Here is a 22,441-nt window from a genome sequence, read left to right as displayed (position 1 = left end):
AGGGAGCAGGCACATGTCCGTACTCGGTGAGGTTGCCGGGACCCGTCAGGCGGCGCTGTACGTCGTCAAGGTGGGCAGCGCGAGCCTCGACCACAGCAACGTGTTCGACGAAATCGCGGTGATCCGGCGGCGCGGGGCGCGGGTGCTCGTGGTGGCGGGCGGCGCGGCCGGGATCGCCCGGCACTACGCCCAGATCGGCCGCCCGATGCGCACGCTGGAACTGCGCAACGGCGACGAGGTCAGGTACTGCCCGCCGGACGAGATGGCGCACATCGTGGCCGCGTACCGGCAGGTCACGCTGCCCCACGTGCAGCAGGCGCTCGCGGATCGGGGACTCGTGACGTTCGCCGCGGTCGCCGCGGACGGTGAACTGGTGCGGGCCCGCGCCAACCCGCCGCTGCGGGCCGTGCGCGACGGCCGGCTCACCGTGGTCCGCGACCACCGGGCGGGCACGGTCGCGGACGTCGCCACCGACCGGCTGCGGCTGCTGCTGCAGGCGTACGACGTGGTGTGTGTCAGCCCGCCCGCCGGGGACGTGGACGACGGCGGGCCGCTCAACGTGGACGCCGACGTGCTCGCCGCGGAACTGGCGAACGCCCTGGACGCCGACCATCTGCGGCTGGTCACCGGCACCCCCGGCCTGCTCGGCGACCCGGACGACCTGAGCAGCCGGATCCCGGACGCACTGCCCGGAGACGGCGCCCCGCTCGCCAAGGGACGGATGCGGCAGAAGGTCCGGGCCGCCGAGATCGCCCTGACCGGGGCCGCGGACGTGGCGATCACCGGGCCGCACATGCTCGCCCCGGCGTCGGGGACGCGGTTCTGGCGTACCGCGGCGCCGGGCGCGGACCTGGAACTGCTGGGCCGGGCGGTGGAGATCTCGTCGGTGTCGCGCGACGAGCAGGAACTCGCCGAGTACCTGATGGACTGGTGCACCGGGCACGGCGTGGACGCGCACATCGACGCGGCCGGAAACCTCGTCGGCACGCGCGGGCACGGGCCCCGGCGCCTGCTGCTGCTGGGCCACCTGGACACGGTGCCGTACCGGTGGCCGGCCGGATGGGACGGCGACACGTTGTCCGGGCGCGGCTGCGTCGACGCCAAGGGCAGCCTCGTCACGTACCTGGAGACGCTCGTGGATCTGCCGGTCCCGGACGGGGTGCAGGTCCGGGTCGTCGGCGCGGTGCAGGAGGAGAACACCGCGGCGGGCGCGTTCTTCGCCCGCGACCACTATCCCGCGGACGCGGTGATCGTGGGCGAACCCAGCGGCTCCGCCGCGCTGACCATCGGCTACTACGGCCTGCTCAAGGTGCGGCTGACGCTGTCCCACCCGGTCGGGCACACGGCAGGGCAGGGCGTCAGCACCGCCGCGGACCGGCTCGTGACGATCCTGGCGGGCCTGCGCGAACGGATCGCGCAGGCCGCACCGGACGCGTTGCAGGCCGTGCTGGGCGTCCACGCGGTCAACGGCGGCGACCGGCAGATCGGCGAGGCCGTCCTCGACGTACGCGTGCCGCCCGGCGCCGACCTGGCAGCGCTGACCGCGGCGGTGACCGAGGCGGCCGCGCCCGCCTGCGCCGAGGTCCTGCGCGCGACCCCGGGCATGCTCACCGCCCGCAGCACCCCGCTGGTACGGGCGTTCTCCCGGGCGTTCCGGGCCGCGGAGATCGCCCCGCGGTTCCTGGCCAAGAAGGGCAGCAGCGACATGAACACGCTGGCCACCACGTGGCGCGACGTGCCGATGGTCGCGTACGGGCCCGGGGACGCCGCGCTGGACCACACCCCGGACGAGCGGATCGAGGCCGCCGAGGTGCGCCGCGCCCGCGACGTGCTGGCCCGGGCGGTCACCGAGTGGATGTACGACGGGACGCCGCCGCCCGGCGGATGGCCGGTCCCGGCACGCGAGGAAAGGACATTGAGATGACGACGATGGCTGTCCGGGCCGAGACGGCGCAGCCGTCCCGGCTCTCCCACCTGGACGTGCTGGAGGCCGAGGCGGTGCACATCCTGCGGGAGACCGCGGGCCAGTTCGCCCGCCCGGTGCTGTTGTTCTCCGGCGGCAAGGACTCCGTGGTGATGCTGCACCTGGCGGTCAAGGCGTTCGCCCCGGCGCCGGTGCCGTTCGAGCTGCTGCACGTCGACACCGGGCACAACTTCCCGGAGGTGCTGGCGTACCGCGACGAGGTGGTGGCGCGCGGCCGGTTCCGGCTGCACGTGGCGTCCGTGCAGGACTACATCGACCGGGGGCAGCTCGCCGAGTCGCCCGGCGGTGGGCGCAACCGGTTGCAGACCGTACCGCTGCTGGAGGCCGTCGAGGCGAACCGGTTCGACGCGGTCCTCGGCGGCGGGCGGCGCGACGAGGAGAAGGCCCGCGCGAAGGAACGGGTGTTCTCGCTGCGCGACGAGTTCGGCGGGTGGGATCCGCGCCGCCAGCGCCCGGAGCTGTGGAGCCTGTACAACGGCCGTCACCACCCCGGCGAGCATCTGCGGGTGTTCCCGCTGTCGAACTTCACCGAGCTGGACGTGTGGCAGTACATCGCGCGGGAGGCCATCGCGTTGCCGTCGCTGTACTACGCGCACGAGCGGGAGGTGTTCCGGCGCGGCGGCATGTGGCTGGCCGCCGGCGACTGGGGCGGCCCGAGGCCGGGCGAGCCGGTGCAACGCCGCACGGTGCGCTACCGCACGGTCGGCGACATGTCCTGCACCGGGGCGGTGGACTCGTCCGCCGCGACCGTGTGGGAGGTGATCGACGAGATCGCCGCGTGCCGGGTCACCGAGCGCGGCGCGACCCGCGCCGACGACCAGTCGTCGGAGGCGGCCATGGAGGATCGCAAACGGGAGGGGTACTTCTGATGCCGACGTCGTTGCTGCGTGTCGCCACGGCCGGTTCCGTGGACGACGGCAAGTCCACCCTGGTGGGCCGCCTGCTGTACGACTCCAAGTCCGTACTCGCCGATCAGCTCGCCGCGGTCGAGGAGGCGTCGCGGCGCCGGCACGGCGCGGGAGCCGCCGATCTGGCCCTGCTCACCGACGGTCTGCGCGCCGAACGGGAGCAGGGCATCACGATCGACGTGGCGTACCGGTACTTCGCCACCGGCAAGCGGCGTTTCATCCTCGCCGACACCCCGGGTCACGTGCAGTACACCCGCAACATGGTCACCGGGGCCTCGACCGCGGAGCTGCTGATCCTGCTGGTGGACGCACGCAAGGGCATCGTCACGCAGACCCGGCGGCACGCCGCCGTGGCCGCGCTGCTGCGGGTGCCGCACGTGGTGCTCGCGGTGAACAAGATGGACCTGGTCGGGTACGACGAGGCCACGTTCGCCGCGATCGCCGCCGACTTCGCCACCCTCGCCGAGGACGTGGGCCTGAGCGAGATCGCGGCGGTCACCGCGATCCCGGTGTCCGCGGCCGACGGCGACAACGTCGCCACGCCCGCGGACACCATGCCGTGGTACGGCGGCCCCACGATCCTCGAACTGCTGGAGACCGTCGCGTCCGGCGACGACCTGGTGGGGTCACCGATGCGCCTGCCGGTCCAGTACGTGATCCGCTCCGGCCGCCACCGCGCGTACGCCGGGCAGCTCGCCGGCGGGGTGCTGCGGGTCGGCGAACGGGTGACCGTGCTGCCGGAGTGCCGCAGCACCACCGTGGCCGCCATCGACCTGCTCGGCACGAGCGTACCCATGGCGTGGGCCCCGCAGTCGGTGTCCGTCCGTCTCGCCGACGACGTGGAGGTCGGCCGGGGCGACCTGATCGCCCCCGCGCACACCGCCCCCGAGCCGGTCAGCGAGGTACGGGCCACGGTGTGCCAGCTCGACGACCGGCCGTTGCGGGTCGGTGAAAAGGTGGAGTTGCGCCACGGCACCCGCTCGGTGCCCGCGGTGGTGCAGGACGTCGAGCCCAGCCCGGAACTGGGCGACTTGAGCTGCGCGCCCGGCGCGGACCGGCTGGCGGTCAACGAGATCGGCCGGGTGCTGCTGCGCACCGCACAGCCGGTGGTGCTGGACACGTACGCGACGTCGCGGCAGACCGGGTCCTGCCTGCTGGTCGACCCGGACGGCGGAGCCACCCTCGCCGCCGGCATCGTTACTCACTGAGCACCGGCTCGTCGAAAGAGGGTTCGAGTCGTCGCCCCGACTCGAACCCTCATTCGGCGAACGGGTACCCGTGCAGCGCGTTCTGCAGCGCCCGGCGGGCGGTGCGCACGAAACCGACCGCGGTGGCCCCGCTGGAGACCGCCATCGTGACCGGGATCGGTCCGGGCGGCTCGGGCAGGTCCGTACGCGTGGTGCGGGGCAGGTCCCACAGCTCGTCGCCGTTGGCGATCAGGCACGCGACACCCAGGCCCGCCTTGGTGGCCGCGCGCAGCCCGACCAGTTCGGCCCCCTCGTACGCGACCCGCCACGGCACCTCGGACGCGTTGAGCACCTCGACGATGCGCCGCCGCATCGTGCACGGCTCGGTGAACAGGGTCAGCGGCAGCGCGCCCTTGCCGTTCGCGGGCCGGCCGAACCAGTCCATCCGCATGCGGCCCAGTTCGTGGCTGGTCGCGGTGGTGCGTTGCGGGCGCGGCTGCAGCAGCAACGCCAGGTCCAGGTGCCCGCTGGCGACCTGCCCCTCGAGGGACTCGCTCAGGCCGGTACGCACGCTGATCCGGGCCTGCGGCATGCCGTGGGTCAGCGAGCGCAGGATCTCCGGCAGCACGTCGGCGAGCTGGTCGCCGACCCCGATGGACAGCCGCATGTGCCCGGCCGGCGGCATGAACCGGTCCACCGCCTCGTCGTTGAGCGCGACGATGCGGCGGGCGTACCCGAGCAGTTCCTCGCCCTGCGGGCTGAGCCGCAGCTCCCGGCCGGTGGACAGGAACACCGGGCCCTTGAGCAGGCTGCCGAGCTGGCGGATCTGCTGGCTGACCGCGGGCTGGGTGATGTGCAACGCCTCGGCCGCTTTCCGGAATCCGCCCAGTTCGACGACCGTCACCAGGGCGCGCAATCTGTTTATCTGCAAATCGTAGTACATGGGATCCTCTATCCGAGCCTCGGCAAAATGGGCGCGACACTCCTGCCACCGATTAGATCGGCGCCGAAATACGACTGCTGAAATACGACTGGGGAAAGTCAGGTAATTGACGGTTCTCGGGTGCCGGGAGCTGCTCGTACCAGCGCACCTGCACCTGGTGCCGACGATGGTAGCCCGGGCGCGGCACACATCTATACACACGGCACCATCGGCCGGATGTGAAATCTTCACATCCGATTGATGCGGCAGACACTATCGCCGGAGCAGGTCATTCCAGCAGGATTTTCCCAGCCAATCGAGAACGAGGGGGGAAACCCATGAACACTTTGACCGATTACCTCGTCACCGCCGCCGACACCGACGGGCTGACCCGCGAATTCGGCTTCGGGACGCTCGTTGCGGAGACCGGCCTGCGCGTCGGCGACCTCGTGATCGAGGACCTGGACCACCCGAAGGCCGCCACCGCGGCCTGGACCTTCTGCATCTGAGCGGCGGCCATGGACGGCGTCACGTCACCGCTGATCGGCTTCAAGCGCCACCTGCGCGCCGCCGAGGTCCCGGGCGAGGCCGTGTACCTGAGCTCGGCGCGCGGCACCGTGGCGGTGTCCGGGGGCCAGATCGAGGTCCTCGCACCGCTGCTCGACGGCACCCGCAGCCTCGCCGAGGTACAGCAGGAGATCGCCTCGGTCATCCCGCCCGACCGGCTGGGCCAGTTGCTGGGCAGCCTGAGCGCGGCGAACCTGGTCGGCCGGCGCCGCCCGGTCACCGCGAACACGGACGCGGCCGCCGAGGCGTACTGGGATCTGGCCGGACTGGACGCGGACGACGCGCTGGCCGCGCTGAGCGCCACCCCGGTCCGGCTCGTCACGCTCGGCGGCGTCGACGCGGCCGCCACGGCCGACGCGCTGGGCGCGCTCGGGCTCACGGTCGTCGCGGACGACACCGCCGCGGTGGCGTTCTCGCTGGTGCTGTGCGCCGACTACCTCGACCCGGAACTGGAGCGGGTCAACGCCGCCCAGCTCGTCACCGGCCGCCCGTGGCTGCTCGCCAAGCCGACCGGCGTCGACGTGTGGATCGGCCCGGTGTTCCAGCCCGGCGGCGCGTGCTGGAGCTGCCTGGCCGCCCGGCTGCGCGGCCGCCGCCGCGGTGACGCGTGGCTGCGCAGCACGGGCGGCGAAGGACCCACCGCCGACCTGCCCGAGGTGTCGCTGGCGCTGACCCGCGCCCTGGGCCTGCACCTGACCGCGTTGGAGACCGGCAAATGGCTGGCCGGCTGGCGCGACGACCGGCAGGACGCACTGTGGACCTGGGACACCCTCACCCTGGCCGGTGCCGCCCACCCCGTCCAGCGGCGCCCGCAATGCGCCGCATGCGGCGACCCCGGCCTGGTCACCACGCAGGTACGCCGCCCGGTCGCGCTGGTCACCAGGCCCAAGTCCGGGGAGGCCGGCAACGGTCACCGGGCGCTGACCACCGAGCAGATGTGGGACCGCCACCGGCATCTGGCGGATCCGCTGACCGGCATCACCGATCCGATCCGCCGCGACGACCGCGGCCCCGCGTTCCTGCACGCGTACGTGTCCGGCCCGAATCTGGCCGTCACGGCCGACAGCATGCCCGCCATGCGGGCCGGGCTGCGCCAGCAGGCGGGCGGCAAGGGCGGCACCGACCTGGAGGCCCGGGTGGGCGCGCTGTGCGAGGCGGTCGAACGGTACTGCGGGTCGCGGCTGGGCGACGAGCCGACCGTACGGGCCAGCTTCCGCGAGCTCGGCGAGTGGGCGGTGCACCCGGACGCGTGCCAGCTGTTCGACGCCCGCCAGTACCGCGACCGCACCGCGTGGAACGCCCGGTCGATGCACTTCCAGCACGTGCCCGAACCGTTCGACGACCACGAGGTGCTGGACTGGACGCCGGTCTGGTCGCTGACCGGATCCCGGCACCGGCTGATCCCCACCGACCTGCTGTACTTCCGCCGCGACGGCCACCGCGCGCTGCGCGCCACCTCCAACGGCAACGCGGCCGGGGCCAGCCTGGAGGACGCGGTCGTGCAGGGCACCCTGGAGCTGATCGAACGCGACGCCGTCGCGCTGTGGTGGTACAACCGCACCCGGCATCCCGCGGTGGACCTGGATTCCTTCTACGACCCGTGGCTCACCCAGCTCCGCCGCCAGTACGCGAGCATCGGCCGCGAGATCTGGGTCCTGGACGTCACCGCCGACTTCGGCGTACCCGTACTGGCCGCGGTGTCCCGGCGGGTGGACAAGCCCGCGCAGGACATCATGCTCGGCTTCGGCGCCCACCTCGACCCGCACGTGGCCCTGCGCCGCGCCCTGACCGAGCTGGGGCAGCTGATGCCCGCGGTCGCCGGGGCCCGCCCGGACGGTTCCGGCTACGACGAGAGCTCCGCGCACCTGCGCCACTGGTGGCAGCACGCCACCGTGGACAACCAGCCCTACCTGCTGCCCGACCCGGCGCAGCAGCCCCGTGACCGGGCCGGGTACGGCTACCAGCCGCACGACGACCTGCACGCCGACCTGCAACACCTCACCGCGCTGGCGGCCGGGCGGGGGCTGGAGGTCCTGGTCCTGGACCAGACCCGACCGGATGTCGGCATGCCCGTGGCCAAGGTGATCATCCCTGGGCTGCGCCACTTCTGGGCCCGATTCGCCCCCGGCCGCTTGTACGACGTGCCCGTGCTGCTGGGCCGCCGCGCGACGCCGGTCGCGTACGAGGACCTGAATCCCGTTCCGCTGTTTCTGTGAGCACGAACCAGGAGTACGACGATGGCCGACTCCGCAGTCCACCACGACGAGCCCAGGCCGCGTTTCCCGCTGTGGTCGTTCCGGGAGGACGTGTACCTGGAGACGATCGACCCGCCCGGCGAGACCGTGGTGGTGCACAGCCGATGGGAGGACACCACCCTGCCGCGCCCGCGTCCCGCGGTGCTGGAGGCGATGCGCCGGATGAGCCTGGGACCGATCTCGCTGGACAACGTCATCCGCGACGACACCGACCGGCGGCAGCTCGCCCGGCTGCTGGACCGGGTGCCGCACCTCGTGGTCCGCTCGTTCGGAGTGGACCGGGAGCAACCGCTGGTGTCGGTCGTCCCGCTCACCCCGCAGGCCCGGTTCCGGCTGCCCACCGGTCCGCTGACCGAGCCGGTGCGGTTGTCGCGGTTCGCGCTGATCCGCAGCGACGGCAACTCGTTCGTGGTCGAGTCACCGCTGTCGCTGCACCGGGTGATCCTGCACCGCCCGGAGGCGATGGCCCAGCTCGGCCCGCTGATGCGCCCGGTCGACCCGGCGCGCGTGGCACCGGCCACCCTCGTGCTGATCCACCACCTGATGGCGGCCGGGATGGTCGTGGAGGCGGCCAGTTCGGACGCGTTCCGGCCGGCGGAGTTCGCGGAGGACTCCGATCCCGTGCTGGCCACCTGGCGGCCGGTCGACCTGATGTTCCACACCCGGTCCACGCTGGGGCGCCACGACCACGACTTCGGCGCCACGTATCCGGCCGGTGAGCGGGGCAACGTGGAACCCACGGTGAAGCCGCCCTTGACCCGGCACCCGATCCGGCTGGCCCGCCCGAAGTGGGACGACCTGGTCGCGGACGACACGCCACTGACCGTGGCGATCGAGGCCAGTCAGTCGTACCGGCACTACGCCACCGAGCCGGTGACCGTCGACCAGCTGGGCGAGCTGCTGTATCGCACCGCACGGGTGCGCTCGCTGGGCCGCAATGCGAACGAACCGGGCGGGGCTCCCGAGGAGCCTGCCGCCAGCGACCGTCCGTACCTGGCCGGGGGCGAATCGTACGAGCTGGAGGTGTACCTGACCGTGGACCGATGTGCGGGCCTGACCCGCGGGGTGTACCACTACGACCCCCTCGCCCACGCGCTGGAACCCATCGAGGTCCGGTCCGCGGACGTGGACGAGCTGCTCGGCACGGCCCGGGTCGCGGCGAACCTCAGCACCAGTCCGCCCAGTCTGCTCACGATCACCGCCCGGTTCCGGCGACTGTCCTGGAAGTACGACGGCCTGAGCTACTCGCTGGTGCTGAAGAACGTGGGCGCGCTGACCCAGACCCTGACCCTGGTGGCCACCGCGATGGGCCTGGGGACGTGCCGGCTGGACAGCGGCGACGTGGAGACATCCCCGCGCGTGTTCGGGCTGGACTGGCGCGCCGAGTCCACAGTCGGCGAGTTCGTGGTCGGGCACCCGGCGCACCGGCCGGAGGAGCCCGTGCCGGGCCGTCGGCCCGTCAACGACGCGGACTGGCCGGCCCGCGCCCGGACCGGCCTGCTCTGAGCCGGCCGGACGCCGCCGGCCATGGCCCGCGTCGTGCACGACGAGTACGGTCCGCTGACACCCACCACCCGGCCAGGGCTTCGTTCAGATCCAGCCGGCCTCGGTGGCGATGCGGATCGCGTCGACCCGGTTGCGGGCGTTGAGCTTGGTGACGATCCGGGTCAAGTAGTTGCGGACCGTGCCGACGGACACGTGCATCACCGCGGCGATCTCCGGCGGTTCCGCCCCGCCCGCCGCCAGCCGCAGCACCTGGATCTCACGCCCGGACAGCGGGATCTCCCCCACGTCCCACGCCGACACCGCCAGTTGCGGGTCCACGATGCGCCGCCCGGCGGCCACCTCACGGACCGCCTGAGCGAGCCGTTCCGGCGGTGCGTCCTTGAGCAGGAAGCCCGAGACGGAGACCGACATGGCCCGGCGCAGCGTGCCGGGACGGCCCATCCCGGTCAGGATCAGCGTCTTGCAACGTGGCAGCCGGGTGTGCAGTTCCGCCGCGGCCGACAGCCCGTCCACCACGGGCAGGTCGACGTCGATGACGGCCACGTCCGGCTGGGTCTCCAGCGCCATCGGCACGATCTTGTCGCCGCTGCTGACCTGCGCCACGACCGTCAGGTCCGACTCCATGTCGAGCAGGGCGACCAGGGCGCCGCGGACCATGTGCACGTCCTCGGCCAGCAGGATCCTCAGCACCGGCGACTCCCCTCCCACACCATCAGGCGACCCAGCCCGCCGGCGTCGGCATCGTAACGGGTACGGCGGCGGTGAGCCGGAACGTCGCGCCGTCCGCCGCGGCGCTCACCCGGCCGCCGATGGCGGACAGCCGCAGCACCAGGTCACCGAGGCCGGTCGCGCCGTGCAGATCCGGCACCGGACCGTGCGGGACGCCGTCGTTGCGGACCTCCAGCCGTACGGATCGGGCGCGTTCGGCGTGGGCCTCGCCGGGACAGCCGCCGGCCACCTCGATCGTGCACATCGCGGCGTCGCTGTGCCGCAGCACGTTCGTGGCCGCCTCCCGCAGCACCAGCGCCAGCACCGCGTCCACCTCGTCCGGCACGGCGTCGGTGTGGCCCAGCACGCGCACGTCGATGCCCGCCGCGGACAGGGTGGACACCGCGAAGCTCAGTTCCGCGGCGAACGACATGTGCCGGTATCCGCTGGCCGCGGCGCGAACGTCGGCGACGGCCCGGCGGGCGGTCTCCAGCACCTCGGCGACCTCGTCCTTGGCCCGCTGGGCCGAGTCCGGCAACGCCCGGTACGCCAGCTCGCTCTTGGCGATCATCGCGGACAGGTTGTCACCGAGCGCGCCGTGCAGGTCCCGGGCCACCCGCAGCCGTTCCTGGGTCACGGCCAGCCGGGCGACCTCCTCGCGGGCCCGGGTCACCCGGGCCACCAGGCCGGACAGGGAGCTGATCCCGTACACCACCAGGCCGGTGAGCAATGTGGAGATCACCAGGTATGCGGTCTGCTGCAGGGCCGTGTGATGCGCCAGGGCCAGCGCGAGCACGGTGACGCCGACCGCGCCGTAGCCCGCCCACCGCCACCAGCCGGGCACCACCAGCAGCACCGAACCGGCCAGGAAGCCGCCCATGGAACCCCACGGTCCGGGGATCCACAGCAGCGGCAGGGCCGTGGCCACCGCCTGCACCGCCAGCACGGCGCCCCCGACCAGCGTGCGGCGCGGGCCGGGCGGCCAGAACGCGAGCACGAGCTGCACGATCACCTGCGCCGCCATACACCCGGCGAACGCCAGCCACGCGGCGCCGGTCGGCGCCAGGGGAAGCACGTTCACCATGATCAGCAGTCCGTACCCGGAGAGCACCAGCACCGTGATCAGCCGGGCCATCCGCAGGTGCCACGGCGGTCCGGCCGCATCGGCGGGGGCGTCGTGACCGCCGGGCTCGGCCGGGCCGTGCCGCTCGGGATGCGTACGGACCCGGTCGGCGGCGGTGGCGGGCAGCGGGGCGCAGGCCATCAGGCGGAAGCACTCCCCTTCCGCGCGGGTGGTCAGCCGCCCGCCGACCCCGGCCAGCCGCCCGCTGAGGTTGGCCAGCCCGGACCCGCCGCCCGCGCCGGTCTGCCCGCCGGCCGTGCCGGTGAGCCCGTCGTTGTCGACGCGCAGCCGGACCTGGGTGCCGTCCACGACCGCCTCGACGTGGCACCACCGCGCCTTGCAGTGCCGCAGCACGTTCGTCGCGGCCTCGCGCAGGACGATCGCCAGTACGGTGTCGACGCGCTCGGGCAGCCCCTCGGGCGGCGGCTCCGCGGACACCTCGATCTCGGCGGCGGTGAGGATGGACCGGGCGGTGGCCAGCTCGGCGGCCAGCGACAGGGGCCGGTGGCCGCCCGCAACGACCTGCACGTCGGCCAGTGCCCGGCGGGCCACCTCCGAGGTGTCGAGGATCTGCTGGCGGGCCTTGTCGGCGGCACCGGGCAGCAGCCGGTACGCCAGCTCGCTCTTGAGCACGATCGCGGAGACGTTGAAGCCGAGCAGGTCGTGCAGGTCGCGGGCGACGCGCAGCCGTTCGCGGGCGACGGCCATGCGGGCCAGTTCGCCGCGCGCCGCGAACATGACCCCGACCAGCAGCGCCAGGGAGCTGACGCTGTACACCATCAGCCCGGTGAGCTGGGTGACGTAGACGCTGTAAGTGACGTCGACCGGGCCGAGGTGCGGGTAGGAGACGACGAGAACGCCCGCGCCGACCGCGGAGAACAGCAGCCAGCGCACCCGGCCGGGGACGGCCAGCAGCATCGAGCCGGCCAGGAAACCCGCGGTGGACCCGGCTTGCGGCCCGATCCACGCGAACGGCACGAACGTCACCACCGCCTGGGCGCTCAGTGTCAGCATCCGGCGACGGGCGGACCAGTTCAGAACGTCTGCTGTGGAATGGGCGTACTGCAGCAGGAATGCGGTCGAAAGGCAGATCGCGAACGCGAGGAACGCCAGCCCGCGGGACCCGTCGCGCCAGACGAAAATCAGTGCATTGAGGACGTAGCCGAAAAGCACCGCGGTGATGACCGCCCGGGCCACCCGGGGCGCGGCCGGGCCGGTGCCGGCCGCGGCCAGGCTCTCGGTACGGGCATTGTCGTCACGCGGGTCCGCATCCCCGCTGCGCGGCGCGTGTCCCGCGGCCCCAGGGCGCTGCTGCGCGCGCTGCGGGCTCCGCGGGCGGTCTGCATTCACGGTTCCCCCCGCTGGCGCACCGACCCACCCCGCCGGGATCACGGATCACTGCCGTGCGATCCCGCCGGTTTCCATCTGCAGGCCAAGCTTCGGGGTCACCAAAGTCGAGTGTCAAGATGAGAACGGACAGTACAGATGACCGGGAAATACATTTCCGCACCCCCCACGGCGCAACTCGCGCCAAGTCGGGCTTCTGTCCTGGTTGACCGTTTACGCGCGATAACGCCGTTGTCCGGCCGCCTTTGCGGCGGGGTCTGGGGGGTAATCGCCCGAATTCGGGGCCGAGTTTGTTCAGACGATTTCGCTGGATTCTTTCCCGTCGCGGGTCAGAACCCTTGCAGTCGGATTTCGGCACCCACGGGTCGATCTCCATTGACCGCCGTCAACGGGAAATGGCGCGTCAGGGGCTGACCAGACCGAGATAGGCCAGCTTCTGCTGGATGATCTCGGGGGTGAACGGCTTGAGCACGTACTCGTGGGCGCCGGCCGCAAGGGCGCGCACCATCTGGCTGTGCTCGCTCTCCGTGGTCACCATCATCATGCACATGTCCCGCAGCGGCGGGTGCTTGCGGACGTTGCGGATCAACTCCAGCCCGTCCATGACCGGCATGTTCCAGTCCACCAGCGCCACGTCCGGCACGGACGGGATCTCCATGAGGAGGTCCAGGGCCTCCTGCCCGTTGCCCGCCTCGTACACCGCAAATCCCAACCCGCTCACGATCCGGCGCAGGATGCGTCGCATCGTGCCCGAGTCGTCCACCACCAGGGCCAGCATGAGCCCGCCTTTCGCCGAGACGTGAGGCAACGCCGTCCCATCGGCGTTCCCGGGGACCACCTGAGCGGAACCGCCTCAACGGCGGCTCTGCTTTGCCTTCGACGTGACTCATGCCGCAACCCAGGCAGGCCGAAACGGCGGCAAACCACCCCCCGGCGATCAGTACGGGGCGGCCCCGGCCGCCGCGCGCATCCACCGCGCCGGGCGCCGCGTGTGGTAGTCAGGTCGTGTCTCCAGCGTCCCCGGCGAGGAGCCATCGATGCGCAAGCTCATCAACGACCCGGCGACCGTGGTCACGGACGCCCTGCACGGCGTCGCCGCCGCCCACCCCGAGCTGCGGGTCGACCACGACCACCGGATCGTCGTACGCGGCGACGCGCCGGTGCGCGGCAAGGTGGGGCTGGTCTCGGGCGGCGGTTCGGGGCACGAGCCGCTGCACGCCGGGTTCGTCGGGCCCGGCATGCTCGACGCGGCCTGCGCGGGCGAGATCTTCACCTCGCCGGTTCCGGATCAGGTGGTGGCCGCGACCCGGGCCGTCGACGGCAGCGCCGGAGTGCTGCACATCGTCAAGAACTACACCGGTGACGTCATGAACTTCGAGATGGCCGCCGAGATCGTGCAGGCCGAGACCGGGGTGGAGATCGCCACGGTGGTCACCGACGACGACGTGGCCGTGCAGGACAGCCTGTACACGGCGGGCCGCCGCGGCGTCGGGGTGACCGTACTGCTGGAGAAGATCGCCGGTGCCGCGGCCGAGCAGGGCCGGCCCCTCGCCGAGGTCGCCGGCGTGGCCCGCCGGGTCGCCGCGAACGGCCGCAGCATGGGCGTCGCGCTCACCTCATGCACCGTGCCCGCCGCGGGCAAGCCCACCTTCGACCTGCCGGACGGCCAGCTGGAGCTGGGCATCGGCATCCACGGCGAGCCGGGCCGCCGGCGCGTTCCTGCCGCACCGGCCCACGAGATCGCCGGGATGCTGGTCGAGCCGATCCTCGCCGACCTCGACTTCACCGGCGGCCCGGTGATCGCGTTCGTCAACGGCATGGGCGCAACCCCGCTGATCGAGCTGTACGTGATGTACCGCGAAGTCGCCGCGCTGCTCGACGCGGCGGGAGTCGCGGTGGCCCGGTCGCTGGTCGGCCCGTACGTCACCAGCCTGGACATGGCGGGCTGCTCCGTCACCCTGTGCAGGGCCGACGACGAGCTGCTGCGGCTGTGGGACGCGCCGGTACGTACCCCGGCGCTGCGCTGGGGCGCGTGATGGCCGCCGGGACCGGCACCGCGGCGCTGACCGCCTGGATGCGCGAGTTCGCCCGCCTGGTCGCGGACAACCGGGAGCTGCTGACCGAGCTCGACGCGGCGATCGGCGACGCCGACCACGGCGTCAACCTCGACCGCGGCATGACCGCCGTGCTCGCCGCGCTGGCCGGCGAGCCGCCCGCCACGCCGGCGGACCTGCTCAAGCGCGTCGGGATGACGCTGGTCAGCACGGTCGGCGGCGCCGCCGGCCCGCTCTACGGGACGGCGTTCCTGCGGATGGCAGCGGCGGCCGGGGACGCGACAGCCCTGGACGCGCCCGCCCTCGCCGCGGCACTGCGGGCCGGGCTCGACGGCGTGGTCGCGCGCGGCAAGGCCGCGGCCGGTGACAAGACGATGGTGGACGCGCTGGCCCCCGCGGCCGACGCGCTGGATGCCGCGGTGGCGGCGGACCGGCCGTTGGGTGCGGCCCTGGACGCCGCGGCCGGCGCCGCCGAGCGGGGTCGCGACGCGACGATCCCGATGGTCGCCCGCAAGGGCCGGGCCAGCTATCTCGGCGAGCGCAGCGCCGGCCACCAGGACCCGGGCGCCACATCGGTGGCCCTGCTGCTCGCCGCCGCGGCGGCCACGCTGCCCGCCTGATGGTCGGGCTCGTCGTGGTCTGCCACAGCCGGGCGCTGGCCCGCGCGGCGGTGGCGCTCGCGGCACAGATGGTGCCCGGCGACGCGGTGCCGATCGAGGTCGCCGCGGGGCTGGACGAGTCGACGTACGGCACGGACGCGGTCGCCATCACGGCCGCGATCACCGCCGCCGACCGCGGCGACGGGGTCGTCGTCCTGATGGATCTGGGCAGCGCAGTGCTCTCCGCCGAGTTGGCCGTGGAGATGCTCGACGACAGTCTGCGCGACCGGGTGGCGTTGTGCCCGGCGCCGCTGGTGGAGGGACTGGTGGCCGCGGCGGTCACCGCCGCGGGCGGCGCCCCGCGCGCCGAGGTGGCGGCGGAGGCCATCGCGGCACTGGCCGGCAAGCAGAGCCATCTCGGCGAGCCCGCCCCCGCGGACACGGACAGCACGCCGGGTACGCCGCTCACCGTGCGCAACCGGCACGGCCTGCACGCCCGCCCGGCCGCCCGGCTCGTCGCGCTCGCCCGGACGTTCGACGCGGACGTGTGGATACGCAACCTCGACACCGGCTCGCCGTGGGTGTCCGCGTCCAGCCTGTCGCGGGTGGCCACGCTCGGCGCCCGGCAGGGGCACCGGATCGAGGTACGCGCGTCCGGCCCCGAGGCACGCCGGGCCGTCGAGCAGATCGCGGCACTGGCCGACCGCGCGTTCGACGACCCCGATCCCGCCACCGTGGCGCCGACGGGGGCTGGTGAAGCGGGTTCGGCTTTCCTGCCGCCGCCCGTCCTGACGCCGACGACCGTGGGCGCGGCAGAGCCGCCGACTGAAGCGGTGCACGGAAAGGCGGGGACGTTTCAGGGGCTGGCGGCCTCGCCCGGGGTCGCGACCGGGCCCGCCCGGCATCTCGCCCCGGCCGTCCCCGACCTACCGGATCTGCCCTCGCAGGATCCCGGCACCGAACGGCGGCGGATCGAGGACGCCGTCGCCGCCGTGCGCACCGAGCTGACCCGGGTCCGTGACGCCACGGCCCGCGACGCCGGGGATCCGCTGGCGGCCATCTTCGACGCGCATCTGCTGCTGCTCGACGACGCGGCGCTGCTCGACGACGTCCGCGACCGGATCGGCCACGGTCACGCCGCGCCCCAGGCCTGGTCGGCGGCGGCGGACGCGGTCGCGGCCGGGTTCGATGCGCTGCCCGACCCGTACCTCACCGCCCGCGCGGCGGATGTGCGCGCGGTCGCCGCGCAAGTACTGCGGGCCCTGCTCGGACCGGCCGCGCAGGCGAACGCGACAGCGACGCCCGCGGATCCCGCGACGGCGGGCGAGGTGCTGATCGCCGCCGACCTGGCCCCGGCCGAGGCCGCCACCCTCGATCCGGCGCGCGTCGCCGGGGTGGTGCTCGCGTTCGGCAGCCCCACCGCGCACGGCGCGATCCTCGCCCGCGCCCGCGGCATCCCGGCCGTGGTCGGCGTGGGACCGGCCGTCCTCGCGGTCGGCGCGGGCACACCGGTCGCACTGGACGGTGGCACCGGCGAGGTCGCGGTGGCTCCGGCCGGGCCGGTGCTGGCGTCGTTCCGGCAGCGGGGCGCCGAGTTCGCCGCGCGCCGCGACCGCGCGGCGGCCCGCGCGTCGGCACCGGCCGTCACCCGGGACGGGGTGCGCATCGCGGTGGGCGCGAACGTGGGTTCGCCCGCCGACGCCCGGGCCGCCGCGGACGGCGGGGCCGAACTGGCCGGCCTGGTCCGCACGGAGTTCCTGTTCCTGCACCGGGACACGGCCCCGGATGCGGGCGAGCAGGAGGCCGCGTACCGGCAGATCGCGGAGGCGTTGGGCGGGCGGCGCATCACCGTACGCACGCTCGACGTGGGCGGCGACAAGCCGCTGCGGTACGCGCCGACGCCCGCCGAGCCGAACCCGTTCCTCGGGGTGCGCGGCATCCGGCACGCGCTGGCCCACCCGGCGCTGCTCGCCGAGCAGTTGCTGGCGATCGTCCGGCTGGCCCGGGACACCCCGGTCGGCGTCATGTTCCCCATGATCAGCACGGTGGACGAGATGGTCCGGGCGCGCCGCCTGCTCGACGAGGCGGTCGCTCGGACCGGCGGCGTACGGCCCACCGGACTGCGCGTCGGGATGATGGTGGAGGTGCCCGCGGCCGCGCTGAAGACCGCCGCGTTCGTGCCGTACGTCGACTTCGTCAGCATCGGCACGAACGACCTGACCCAGTACGCGCTGGCCGCCGAGCGCGGCAATCCGGTGCTGGCGCCGCTCGCCGACGCTCTGGACCCGGGTGTGCTGCGGCTGATCGCCGCGGTGTGCCGCGGTGCGGGCACCCGTGTCCACGTCGGGGTGTGCGGTGAGGTCGCCGCGGACAGGACCGCGGTGCCGCTGCTGGCCGGGCTCGGCGTACGGGAGCTGAGCGTGGCGCCGCCCGCGGTGGCGGGCGTGAAGGAGGCCGTACGCGAGACCAGCCTGGCCGTGGCCGCCCGGGCCGCGGCGCGGGCCCTGCGGATGGGGGACTCCGCCGCGGTCCGTGCGGTGTTCGGGTCCGGGGGCGCGGGTACACCGCGATAATGGGCGCGGGTCCTTCCACGACGAAGGGGCAACAGATGAGTTCGCACACGTACCGGGTGACCGAGATCGTCGGCAGTTCCCCCGACGGCCTGGACCAGGCGATCCGCAACGGCATCCAGCGGGCGTCGCAGACGCTGCACAATCTCGACTGGTTCGAGGTGACCGAGATCCGCGGTCATCTGGAGGACGGCGAGATCGCGCACGTGCAGGTGACGATGAAGGTCGGGTTCCGGCTCGACGAGGGCTGACCGGGTGGTCCGCACACGGGTCCTGGTGTCCGGGGTGGTGCAGGGTGTGTTCTTCCGCGACACCTGCCGCCGTACGGCCGTGCAGCACGGCGTCACAGGCTGGGTCCGTAATCTGCCCGACGGCCGGGTGGAGGCCGTCTTCGAGGGCGAACCGGGCAGCGTGGACGCGTTGGTGGCCTGGGCCCGGCAGGGTCCGGACCGGGCCGAGGTCACCGAGCTGAGCGCCCACGACGAGCCGGCGGAGGGGCTGACCGGCTTCGAGATCCGCTGACCGCACGCCGGTCGGCGCGATGGTAGGGTGTGGGCGAATTGCCCCCCGTTGTCCGGCGCGAGCTGCGGGCCGCTGGACGACCCCTCTCCGTTGGGAGCCCAGACGATGGTGGACACCGGCGCGGCGATCTTCGTGCACCCGACGGCGGACGTCGAGGACGGCGCACAGATCGGCGCGGGAACGAAGGTGTGGCACCTCGCCCACGTGCGCGGCAGCGCCAAGGTGGGCGGCGGCTGCGTGCTCGGCCGCAACGTCTACATCGACGCCGAGGTGGTCGTCGGCGACCTCGTGAAGATCCAGAACAATGTGTCCGTCTACCAGGGCGTCACGCTGGAGGACGAGGTGTTCGTCGGCCCGTGCGTGGTGTTCACCAACGACCTGCGCCCCCGCGCGCAGAACCCCGGCTGGACGATCACCCCCACCCTGGTACGCCACGGCGCGTCCATCGGCGCCAACGCCACGCTGGTCTGCGGCATCGAGGTCGGCGCGTACGCGATGATCGCCGCCGGTTCCGTGGTCACCAAGGACGTCGCCCCGCACCAGCTGGTCGCGGGCAACCCGGCGCGGCCCATGGGCTGGGTGGACGAGCGCGGCGAGGTCATCTCCCGGCAGGCCGAACCGCCCGCGTCGATCGTCGAGCGGGTGCGGGCCGGAAAGGGTCACTGACCGGCACCGCCCGGGTGAGAGAAAGGTCAGCCGCCGATGACGACGCGGCGCACGCCCGGCCACAACGCCGGGTCGGTGATGCGCCGCCCGTCGACCAGCACCCGCACGCCCGGCACCTGAGCGGCACTCAGCGTGCGGTATTCCGGGTGGTCGGCCTGCAGCACCGCGGCGGTGACCGGTTCGTCGCGGTGCGCGGGCAGTCCCAGCGTCTCGAGTTCCTCGGCGGTGTACATCGGATCGCTGACGTACGCCTTGGCGCCCCGGCGGTGCAGCGCATCGACCGCGGCGAACACCCCGGAGAACGCGGTCTCCTTCACCCCGCCGCGGTAGGCGGCGCCCAGCACCAGCACGCCCAGCCCGTCGAGGTCACCGGCCGCGGCGGCCAGCAGGTCGACCGCGTACGCGGGCATCGCGGCGTTGACCTCCCGGGCGGCGCGGACCACCGTGGCGGACGGGTCGTTCCACAGGTACAGCCGCGGATACACCGGGATGCAGTGCCCGCCCACCGCGATGCCCGGCGTGTGGATGTGGCTGTACGGCTGGGTGTTGCACGCCTCGATGACCCGGGCGACGTCCACCCCGACCGTGTCGGCGTACCGGGCGAACTGGTTGGCCAGCCCGATGTTCACGTCGCGGAACGTGGTCTCGGCAAGCTTCGCCAGTTCCGCGGCCTCGGCGCAGCCCAGGTCCCAGACACCGTTGCGGCGGGCCAGATCGGGCCGTTCGTCGAAGTCCAGCACCTCCTCGTAGAACGCCACCGCGCGGCGGGCCGACTCCGTGTCGATCCCGCCGACCAGCTTCGGGTAGCGGCGCAGGTCGGCGAACACCCGCCCGGTCAGCACCCGTTCCGGGCTGAACACCAGGGCGAAGTCCTCCCCCGCGGTGAGCCCGGACCCCTGCTGCAGCATCGGCGCCCAGCGCCCGCGCGTCGTGCCGACCGGCAGCGTCGTCTCGTAGCTGACCAGCGTGCCCGGGCGCAGGCCCGCGGCCACGGCCCGGGTGGCGTCGTCCATCCACCCGAAGTCGGGCCGCCCCTCGGCGTCCACGAACAGCGGCACCACCACCACGACCGCATCGGCGCGCGACACCGCCGCGGTGGTGTCCGTGGTGGCGCGCAGCGACCCCGCCACCACGGCCTCTTTCAGGCGCACGTCCAGGTCGGCCTCGCCGGGGAACGGCACGGTGCCGTCGTTGACCGACTGCACCGTACGCTCGGAGACGTCCGCGCCGACCACCTCGTGGCCCTTGCTCGCGAACTGCACCGCGAGCGGCAGACCGATCTTGCCGAGCGCCACCACACAGATCTTCATCGGTTCGGACTCCTACTCGTCCACCAGGGCGCCCGGCGCGAAGTGGACCGGAGTCCCGCGGCGGGGATGCGGTACCTCCGATGCCGAGATCCGCATCGTGGCGCCGTCGCGCGCCGACGACAGCACCGCGGCGGCCACCTCGACCGTGCGCAGGCCCTCGCGCAGCGACACGATGCCGCTGTCCTTGCCGTCGACCGCGTCCCGGAACAGCTCGTGTTCGACCAGCAGCGGTTCCCGCTTGGGCAGCGCGTACCGGATCATGTCGCCCTGCGAGACGCCGACGAACGTCCGCAACGCCTCCCACTCGGTGGAGATCGCGGCGTTGGCGTAGAACGTCAGGTCGGCCGTGAGCGTGTCGGCGACGTAGCAGCCGCGGTCGCCGGTGACCACGGTCGAACGTTCCTTGAGCGGGCTGAGCCAGTTCACCAGGTGATTGACCACCGCGCCGTCGGCGAGTTGCCCGACCGCGGCCAGCATGTCCTCGTGCGGCCGGCCGCTGCGCGACGCGGTACGCGCCGCGATCGACACGTACTCCTGGCCGGTCACCCAGCTCGTGAGGTCGATGTCGTGGGTCGCCAGGTCCAGCACCACACCCACGTCCGAGATCCGGTGCGGGTACGGGCCCTGCCGCCGGGTGACCACCTGGAACACTTCTCCCAGCTCGGCGGCCTCCAGCCTCGTCCGCAGGCTGCGCAGCGCCGGGTTGTACCGCTCGATGTGGCCCACCCCCGCAACCAGGCCCCGCGACTCGAACGCCTCGACCAGCCGGCGCGCCTCGTCGACCGACAACGCCAGCGGCTTCTCGATCAGCGCGCACACGCCGTGGGCCGCCAGTTCCAGCCCCACCGGTTCGTGCACCGCGGTCGGGCACGCCACCACCGCGTAGTCCAGCCCGAGCGCCAGCAGGTCCGCCAGCTCCGCCACGACCGGCACGCCCAGCAGCCCGCCGGGATCGCCCGCCGGGTCATGGACCCCGACGAAGTCCACGCCGTCCAGCCCGGACAGCACCCGCGCGTGGTTGCGTCCCATCGCGCCCAGCCCGATCAGGCCCGCGCGCAGCTTGCGGCCCCCGGCGCTCATGCCGCCACCGCCACACCGTCGACCGCCGTGGCGATCCGCGCCAGCTCGGCCTCCGTCAGCGACGGAAACACCGGCAGCGACAGCACTTCACGAGCCGCCCGGTCCGTTTCCGGCAGCGGTCCGCGTACACCCTCGGCATTCACGTACGGGCGCAGCCGGTGAATCGGCGTCGGGTAGTACACCGCGCTGCCGACCCCCCGCTCGCGCAGCCCCTGCTGCACCGCGTCACGGTCACCGCGCACCCGCACCGTGTACTGGTGATAGACGTGGTATGCCCCGTCGGCCACCGCCGGGGTCACCGCCCGGGTGATGGCGGCGTCGAGATACTTCGCGTTCGCCCGCCGCTGCCGGGTCCATTCCGGCAGTTGCCGGAGCTGCTCGCGGCCGACCGCGGCGGCCACATCGGTCATCCGTACGTTGGCGCCGACGATCTCGTTGGCGTACCGCTGCTCCATCCCCTGATTGCGCAGCAACCGCAACGTACGGGCCAGTTCCGCGTCCGCCGTGGTGACCATGCCGCCTTCCAGCGAATGCATGTTCTTCGTCGGATAGAAGCTGAAACAGCCGGCCGCGCCGAACGTCCCGGCCGGGCGCCCGCCCAGCGCCGCGCCGTGCGCCTGGGCCGCATCCTCCACCACCGCCAGCGAGTACCGCTGCGCCACCGCCATGATCTGGTCCATCGCGGCCGGATGACCGAACAGATGCACCGGCATGACGGCCGCGGTCCGCGCGGTCACCGCCGCCTCCACCGCCGCCGGGTCGAGGCAGAAGCTCGCGGAATCGATGTCGGCGAACACCGGCTCGGCGCCCACCAGACGCACCGCGTTCGCGGTCGCGGCGAACGAGAACGACGGCACCACCACTTCGTCTCCCGGGCCCAGCCCGAGCGCGAGCAGACTCAGATACAACGCCGAGGTGCCGGAGTTCACCGCCACGCAGTGCCGGCCCGCGACCAGCTCCGAGAACTCCTGTTCGAACGCGGCGACCTCGGGCCCCTGCACCACCATGCCGCTGCGCAGCACCCGCACGGCGGCCTCGATCTCCCGCTCGCCGATCACCGGCCGGGTGGGCGGGATGACGTCATTGCTCCCTGGCATGGCTACCTTCCTGCTGTGGCCACCGCGGTGCCGATG

General features: G+C 73.2%; 19 protein-coding genes. 12 read left to right on the top strand and 7 right to left on the bottom strand.

Annotated features, from left to right (window positions below):
• Positions 1–13 precede the first annotated feature (13 nt).
• The 3 genes from ACMCNK_RS29045 to ACMCNK_RS29035 are packed head-to-tail and all read left to right on the top strand — an operon-like array spanning position 14 to position 4,100.
• On the top strand, positions 14–1,924 hold the full coding sequence (locus ACMCNK_RS29045) for a M20/M25/M40 family metallo-hydrolase (protein ID WP_412739518.1): 1,911 nt from the start codon (positions 14–16) through the stop codon (positions 1,922–1,924).
• Complete coding sequence (cysD, locus tag ACMCNK_RS29040) at positions 1,921–2,853, top strand: sulfate adenylyltransferase subunit CysD (protein WP_412739517.1); 933 nt, start codon at positions 1,921–1,923, stop codon at positions 2,851–2,853. Before ACMCNK_RS29045 ends, cysD begins: the two co-directional genes overlap by 4 nt.
• Positions 2,853–4,100, top strand: coding sequence for a sulfate adenylyltransferase subunit 1 (locus ACMCNK_RS29035; protein WP_412739516.1), 1,248 nt, complete (start codon positions 2,853–2,855; stop codon positions 4,098–4,100). The genes cysD and ACMCNK_RS29035 overlap by 1 nt, the downstream gene beginning before the upstream one ends.
• Positions 4,101–4,149: 49 nt before the next feature.
• On the opposite strand, the gene ACMCNK_RS29030 is transcribed toward ACMCNK_RS29035, so the two are convergent.
• A complete protein-coding gene (locus ACMCNK_RS29030; RefSeq protein WP_412739515.1) occupies positions 4,150–5,022 on the bottom strand; it encodes a LysR substrate-binding domain-containing protein in 873 nt (290 codons plus the stop codon).
• Between the two features lie 317 nt (positions 5,023–5,339).
• On the opposite strand from ACMCNK_RS29030, the gene ACMCNK_RS29025 reads away from it, so the two are divergent.
• The 3 genes from ACMCNK_RS29025 to ACMCNK_RS29015 are packed head-to-tail and all read left to right on the top strand — an operon-like array spanning position 5,340 to position 9,329.
• Positions 5,340–5,510: a hypothetical protein gene (locus ACMCNK_RS29025; protein WP_412739514.1), complete on the top strand. Its 171-nt coding sequence runs from the start codon at positions 5,340–5,342 to the stop codon at positions 5,508–5,510.
• 9 nt (positions 5,511–5,519) lie between these two features.
• Complete coding sequence (locus ACMCNK_RS29020; RefSeq protein ID WP_412739513.1) at positions 5,520–7,784, top strand: TOMM precursor leader peptide-binding protein; 2,265 nt, start codon at positions 5,520–5,522, stop codon at positions 7,782–7,784.
• A 21-nt stretch (positions 7,785–7,805) separates the two neighbouring features.
• Positions 7,806–9,329 carry a SagB family peptide dehydrogenase gene (locus tag ACMCNK_RS29015; protein ID WP_412739512.1) on the top strand — a complete coding sequence of 508 codons (1,524 nt, stop codon included), beginning with the start codon at positions 7,806–7,808 and terminating at the stop codon, positions 9,327–9,329.
• A gap of 84 nt (positions 9,330–9,413) precedes the next feature.
• Here the strand turns inward: ACMCNK_RS29015 and ACMCNK_RS29010 are convergent, their stop codons facing one another.
• From ACMCNK_RS29010 to ACMCNK_RS29000, 3 genes are all read right to left on the bottom strand, one after another.
• Positions 9,414–10,019: a DNA-binding response regulator gene (locus tag ACMCNK_RS29010; RefSeq protein WP_412739511.1), complete on the bottom strand. Its 606-nt coding sequence runs from the start codon at positions 10,017–10,019 to the stop codon at positions 9,414–9,416.
• Between the two features lie 22 nt (positions 10,020–10,041).
• Positions 10,042–12,510, bottom strand: coding sequence for a sensor histidine kinase (locus ACMCNK_RS29005; protein ID WP_412739510.1), 2,469 nt, complete (start codon positions 12,508–12,510; stop codon positions 10,042–10,044).
• A gap of 400 nt (positions 12,511–12,910) precedes the next feature.
• Entirely contained in the window at positions 12,911–13,285 is a 375-nt protein-coding gene (locus tag ACMCNK_RS29000; RefSeq protein WP_412739509.1) for a response regulator, read from the bottom strand.
• A 259-nt stretch (positions 13,286–13,544) separates the two neighbouring features.
• Here ACMCNK_RS29000 and dhaK point away from each other — a divergent pair, with 259 nt between their 5' ends.
• The 6 genes from dhaK to ACMCNK_RS28970 all read left to right on the top strand — a co-directional run bounded on the left by dhaK (position 13,545) and on the right by ACMCNK_RS28970 (position 18,918).
• Positions 13,545–14,543, top strand: a complete 999-nt coding sequence (gene dhaK / locus ACMCNK_RS28995) for a dihydroxyacetone kinase subunit DhaK (RefSeq protein WP_412739508.1) — start codon at positions 13,545–13,547, stop codon at positions 14,541–14,543.
• Positions 14,543–15,181, top strand: a complete 639-nt coding sequence (dhaL, locus tag ACMCNK_RS28990) for a dihydroxyacetone kinase subunit DhaL (protein WP_412741028.1) — start codon at positions 14,543–14,545, stop codon at positions 15,179–15,181. Before dhaK ends, dhaL begins: the two co-directional genes overlap by 1 nt.
• Positions 15,181–17,733 (top strand): phosphoenolpyruvate--protein phosphotransferase, encoded by a 2,553-nt coding sequence (ptsP, locus tag ACMCNK_RS28985; RefSeq protein ID WP_412739507.1) that lies wholly within the window; start codon positions 15,181–15,183, stop codon positions 17,731–17,733. Before dhaL ends, ptsP begins: the two co-directional genes overlap by 1 nt.
• A gap of 35 nt (positions 17,734–17,768) precedes the next feature.
• On the top strand, positions 17,769–17,981 hold the full coding sequence (locus tag ACMCNK_RS28980) for a dodecin (RefSeq protein ID WP_412739506.1): 213 nt from the start codon (positions 17,769–17,771) through the stop codon (positions 17,979–17,981).
• A gap of 4 nt (positions 17,982–17,985) precedes the next feature.
• Entirely contained in the window at positions 17,986–18,252 is a 267-nt protein-coding gene (locus ACMCNK_RS28975) for an acylphosphatase (protein ID WP_412739505.1), read from the top strand.
• Positions 18,253–18,357: 105 nt separating this feature from the next.
• Positions 18,358–18,918 carry an acyltransferase gene (locus ACMCNK_RS28970; RefSeq protein WP_412739504.1) on the top strand — a complete coding sequence of 187 codons (561 nt, stop codon included), beginning with the start codon at positions 18,358–18,360 and terminating at the stop codon, positions 18,916–18,918.
• A 26-nt stretch (positions 18,919–18,944) separates the two neighbouring features.
• Here ACMCNK_RS28970 and ACMCNK_RS28965 read toward each other — a convergent pair whose 3' ends face one another.
• The 3 genes from ACMCNK_RS28965 to ACMCNK_RS28955 are packed head-to-tail and all read right to left on the bottom strand — an operon-like array spanning position 18,945 to position 22,405.
• Positions 18,945–20,228, bottom strand: coding sequence for a nucleotide sugar dehydrogenase (locus tag ACMCNK_RS28965; RefSeq protein WP_412739503.1), 1,284 nt, complete (start codon positions 20,226–20,228; stop codon positions 18,945–18,947).
• Positions 20,229–20,240: 12 nt separating this feature from the next.
• On the bottom strand, positions 20,241–21,308 hold the full coding sequence (locus ACMCNK_RS28960) for a Gfo/Idh/MocA family protein (protein ID WP_412739502.1): 1,068 nt from the start codon (positions 21,306–21,308) through the stop codon (positions 20,241–20,243).
• Complete coding sequence (locus ACMCNK_RS28955) at positions 21,305–22,405, bottom strand: DegT/DnrJ/EryC1/StrS family aminotransferase (RefSeq protein WP_412739501.1); 1,101 nt, start codon at positions 22,403–22,405, stop codon at positions 21,305–21,307. Before ACMCNK_RS28955 ends, ACMCNK_RS28960 begins: the two co-directional genes overlap by 4 nt.
• Between the last annotated feature and the right edge of the window lie 36 nt (positions 22,406–22,441).

This window comes from Krasilnikovia sp. MM14-A1259, from assembly GCF_047159535.1.
Taxonomy (GTDB): domain Bacteria; phylum Actinomycetota; class Actinomycetes; order Mycobacteriales; family Micromonosporaceae; genus Actinoplanes.
Note: the sequence above shows the minus strand (reverse complement) of the source record. Positions and strands in the feature narration are given on the sequence as shown.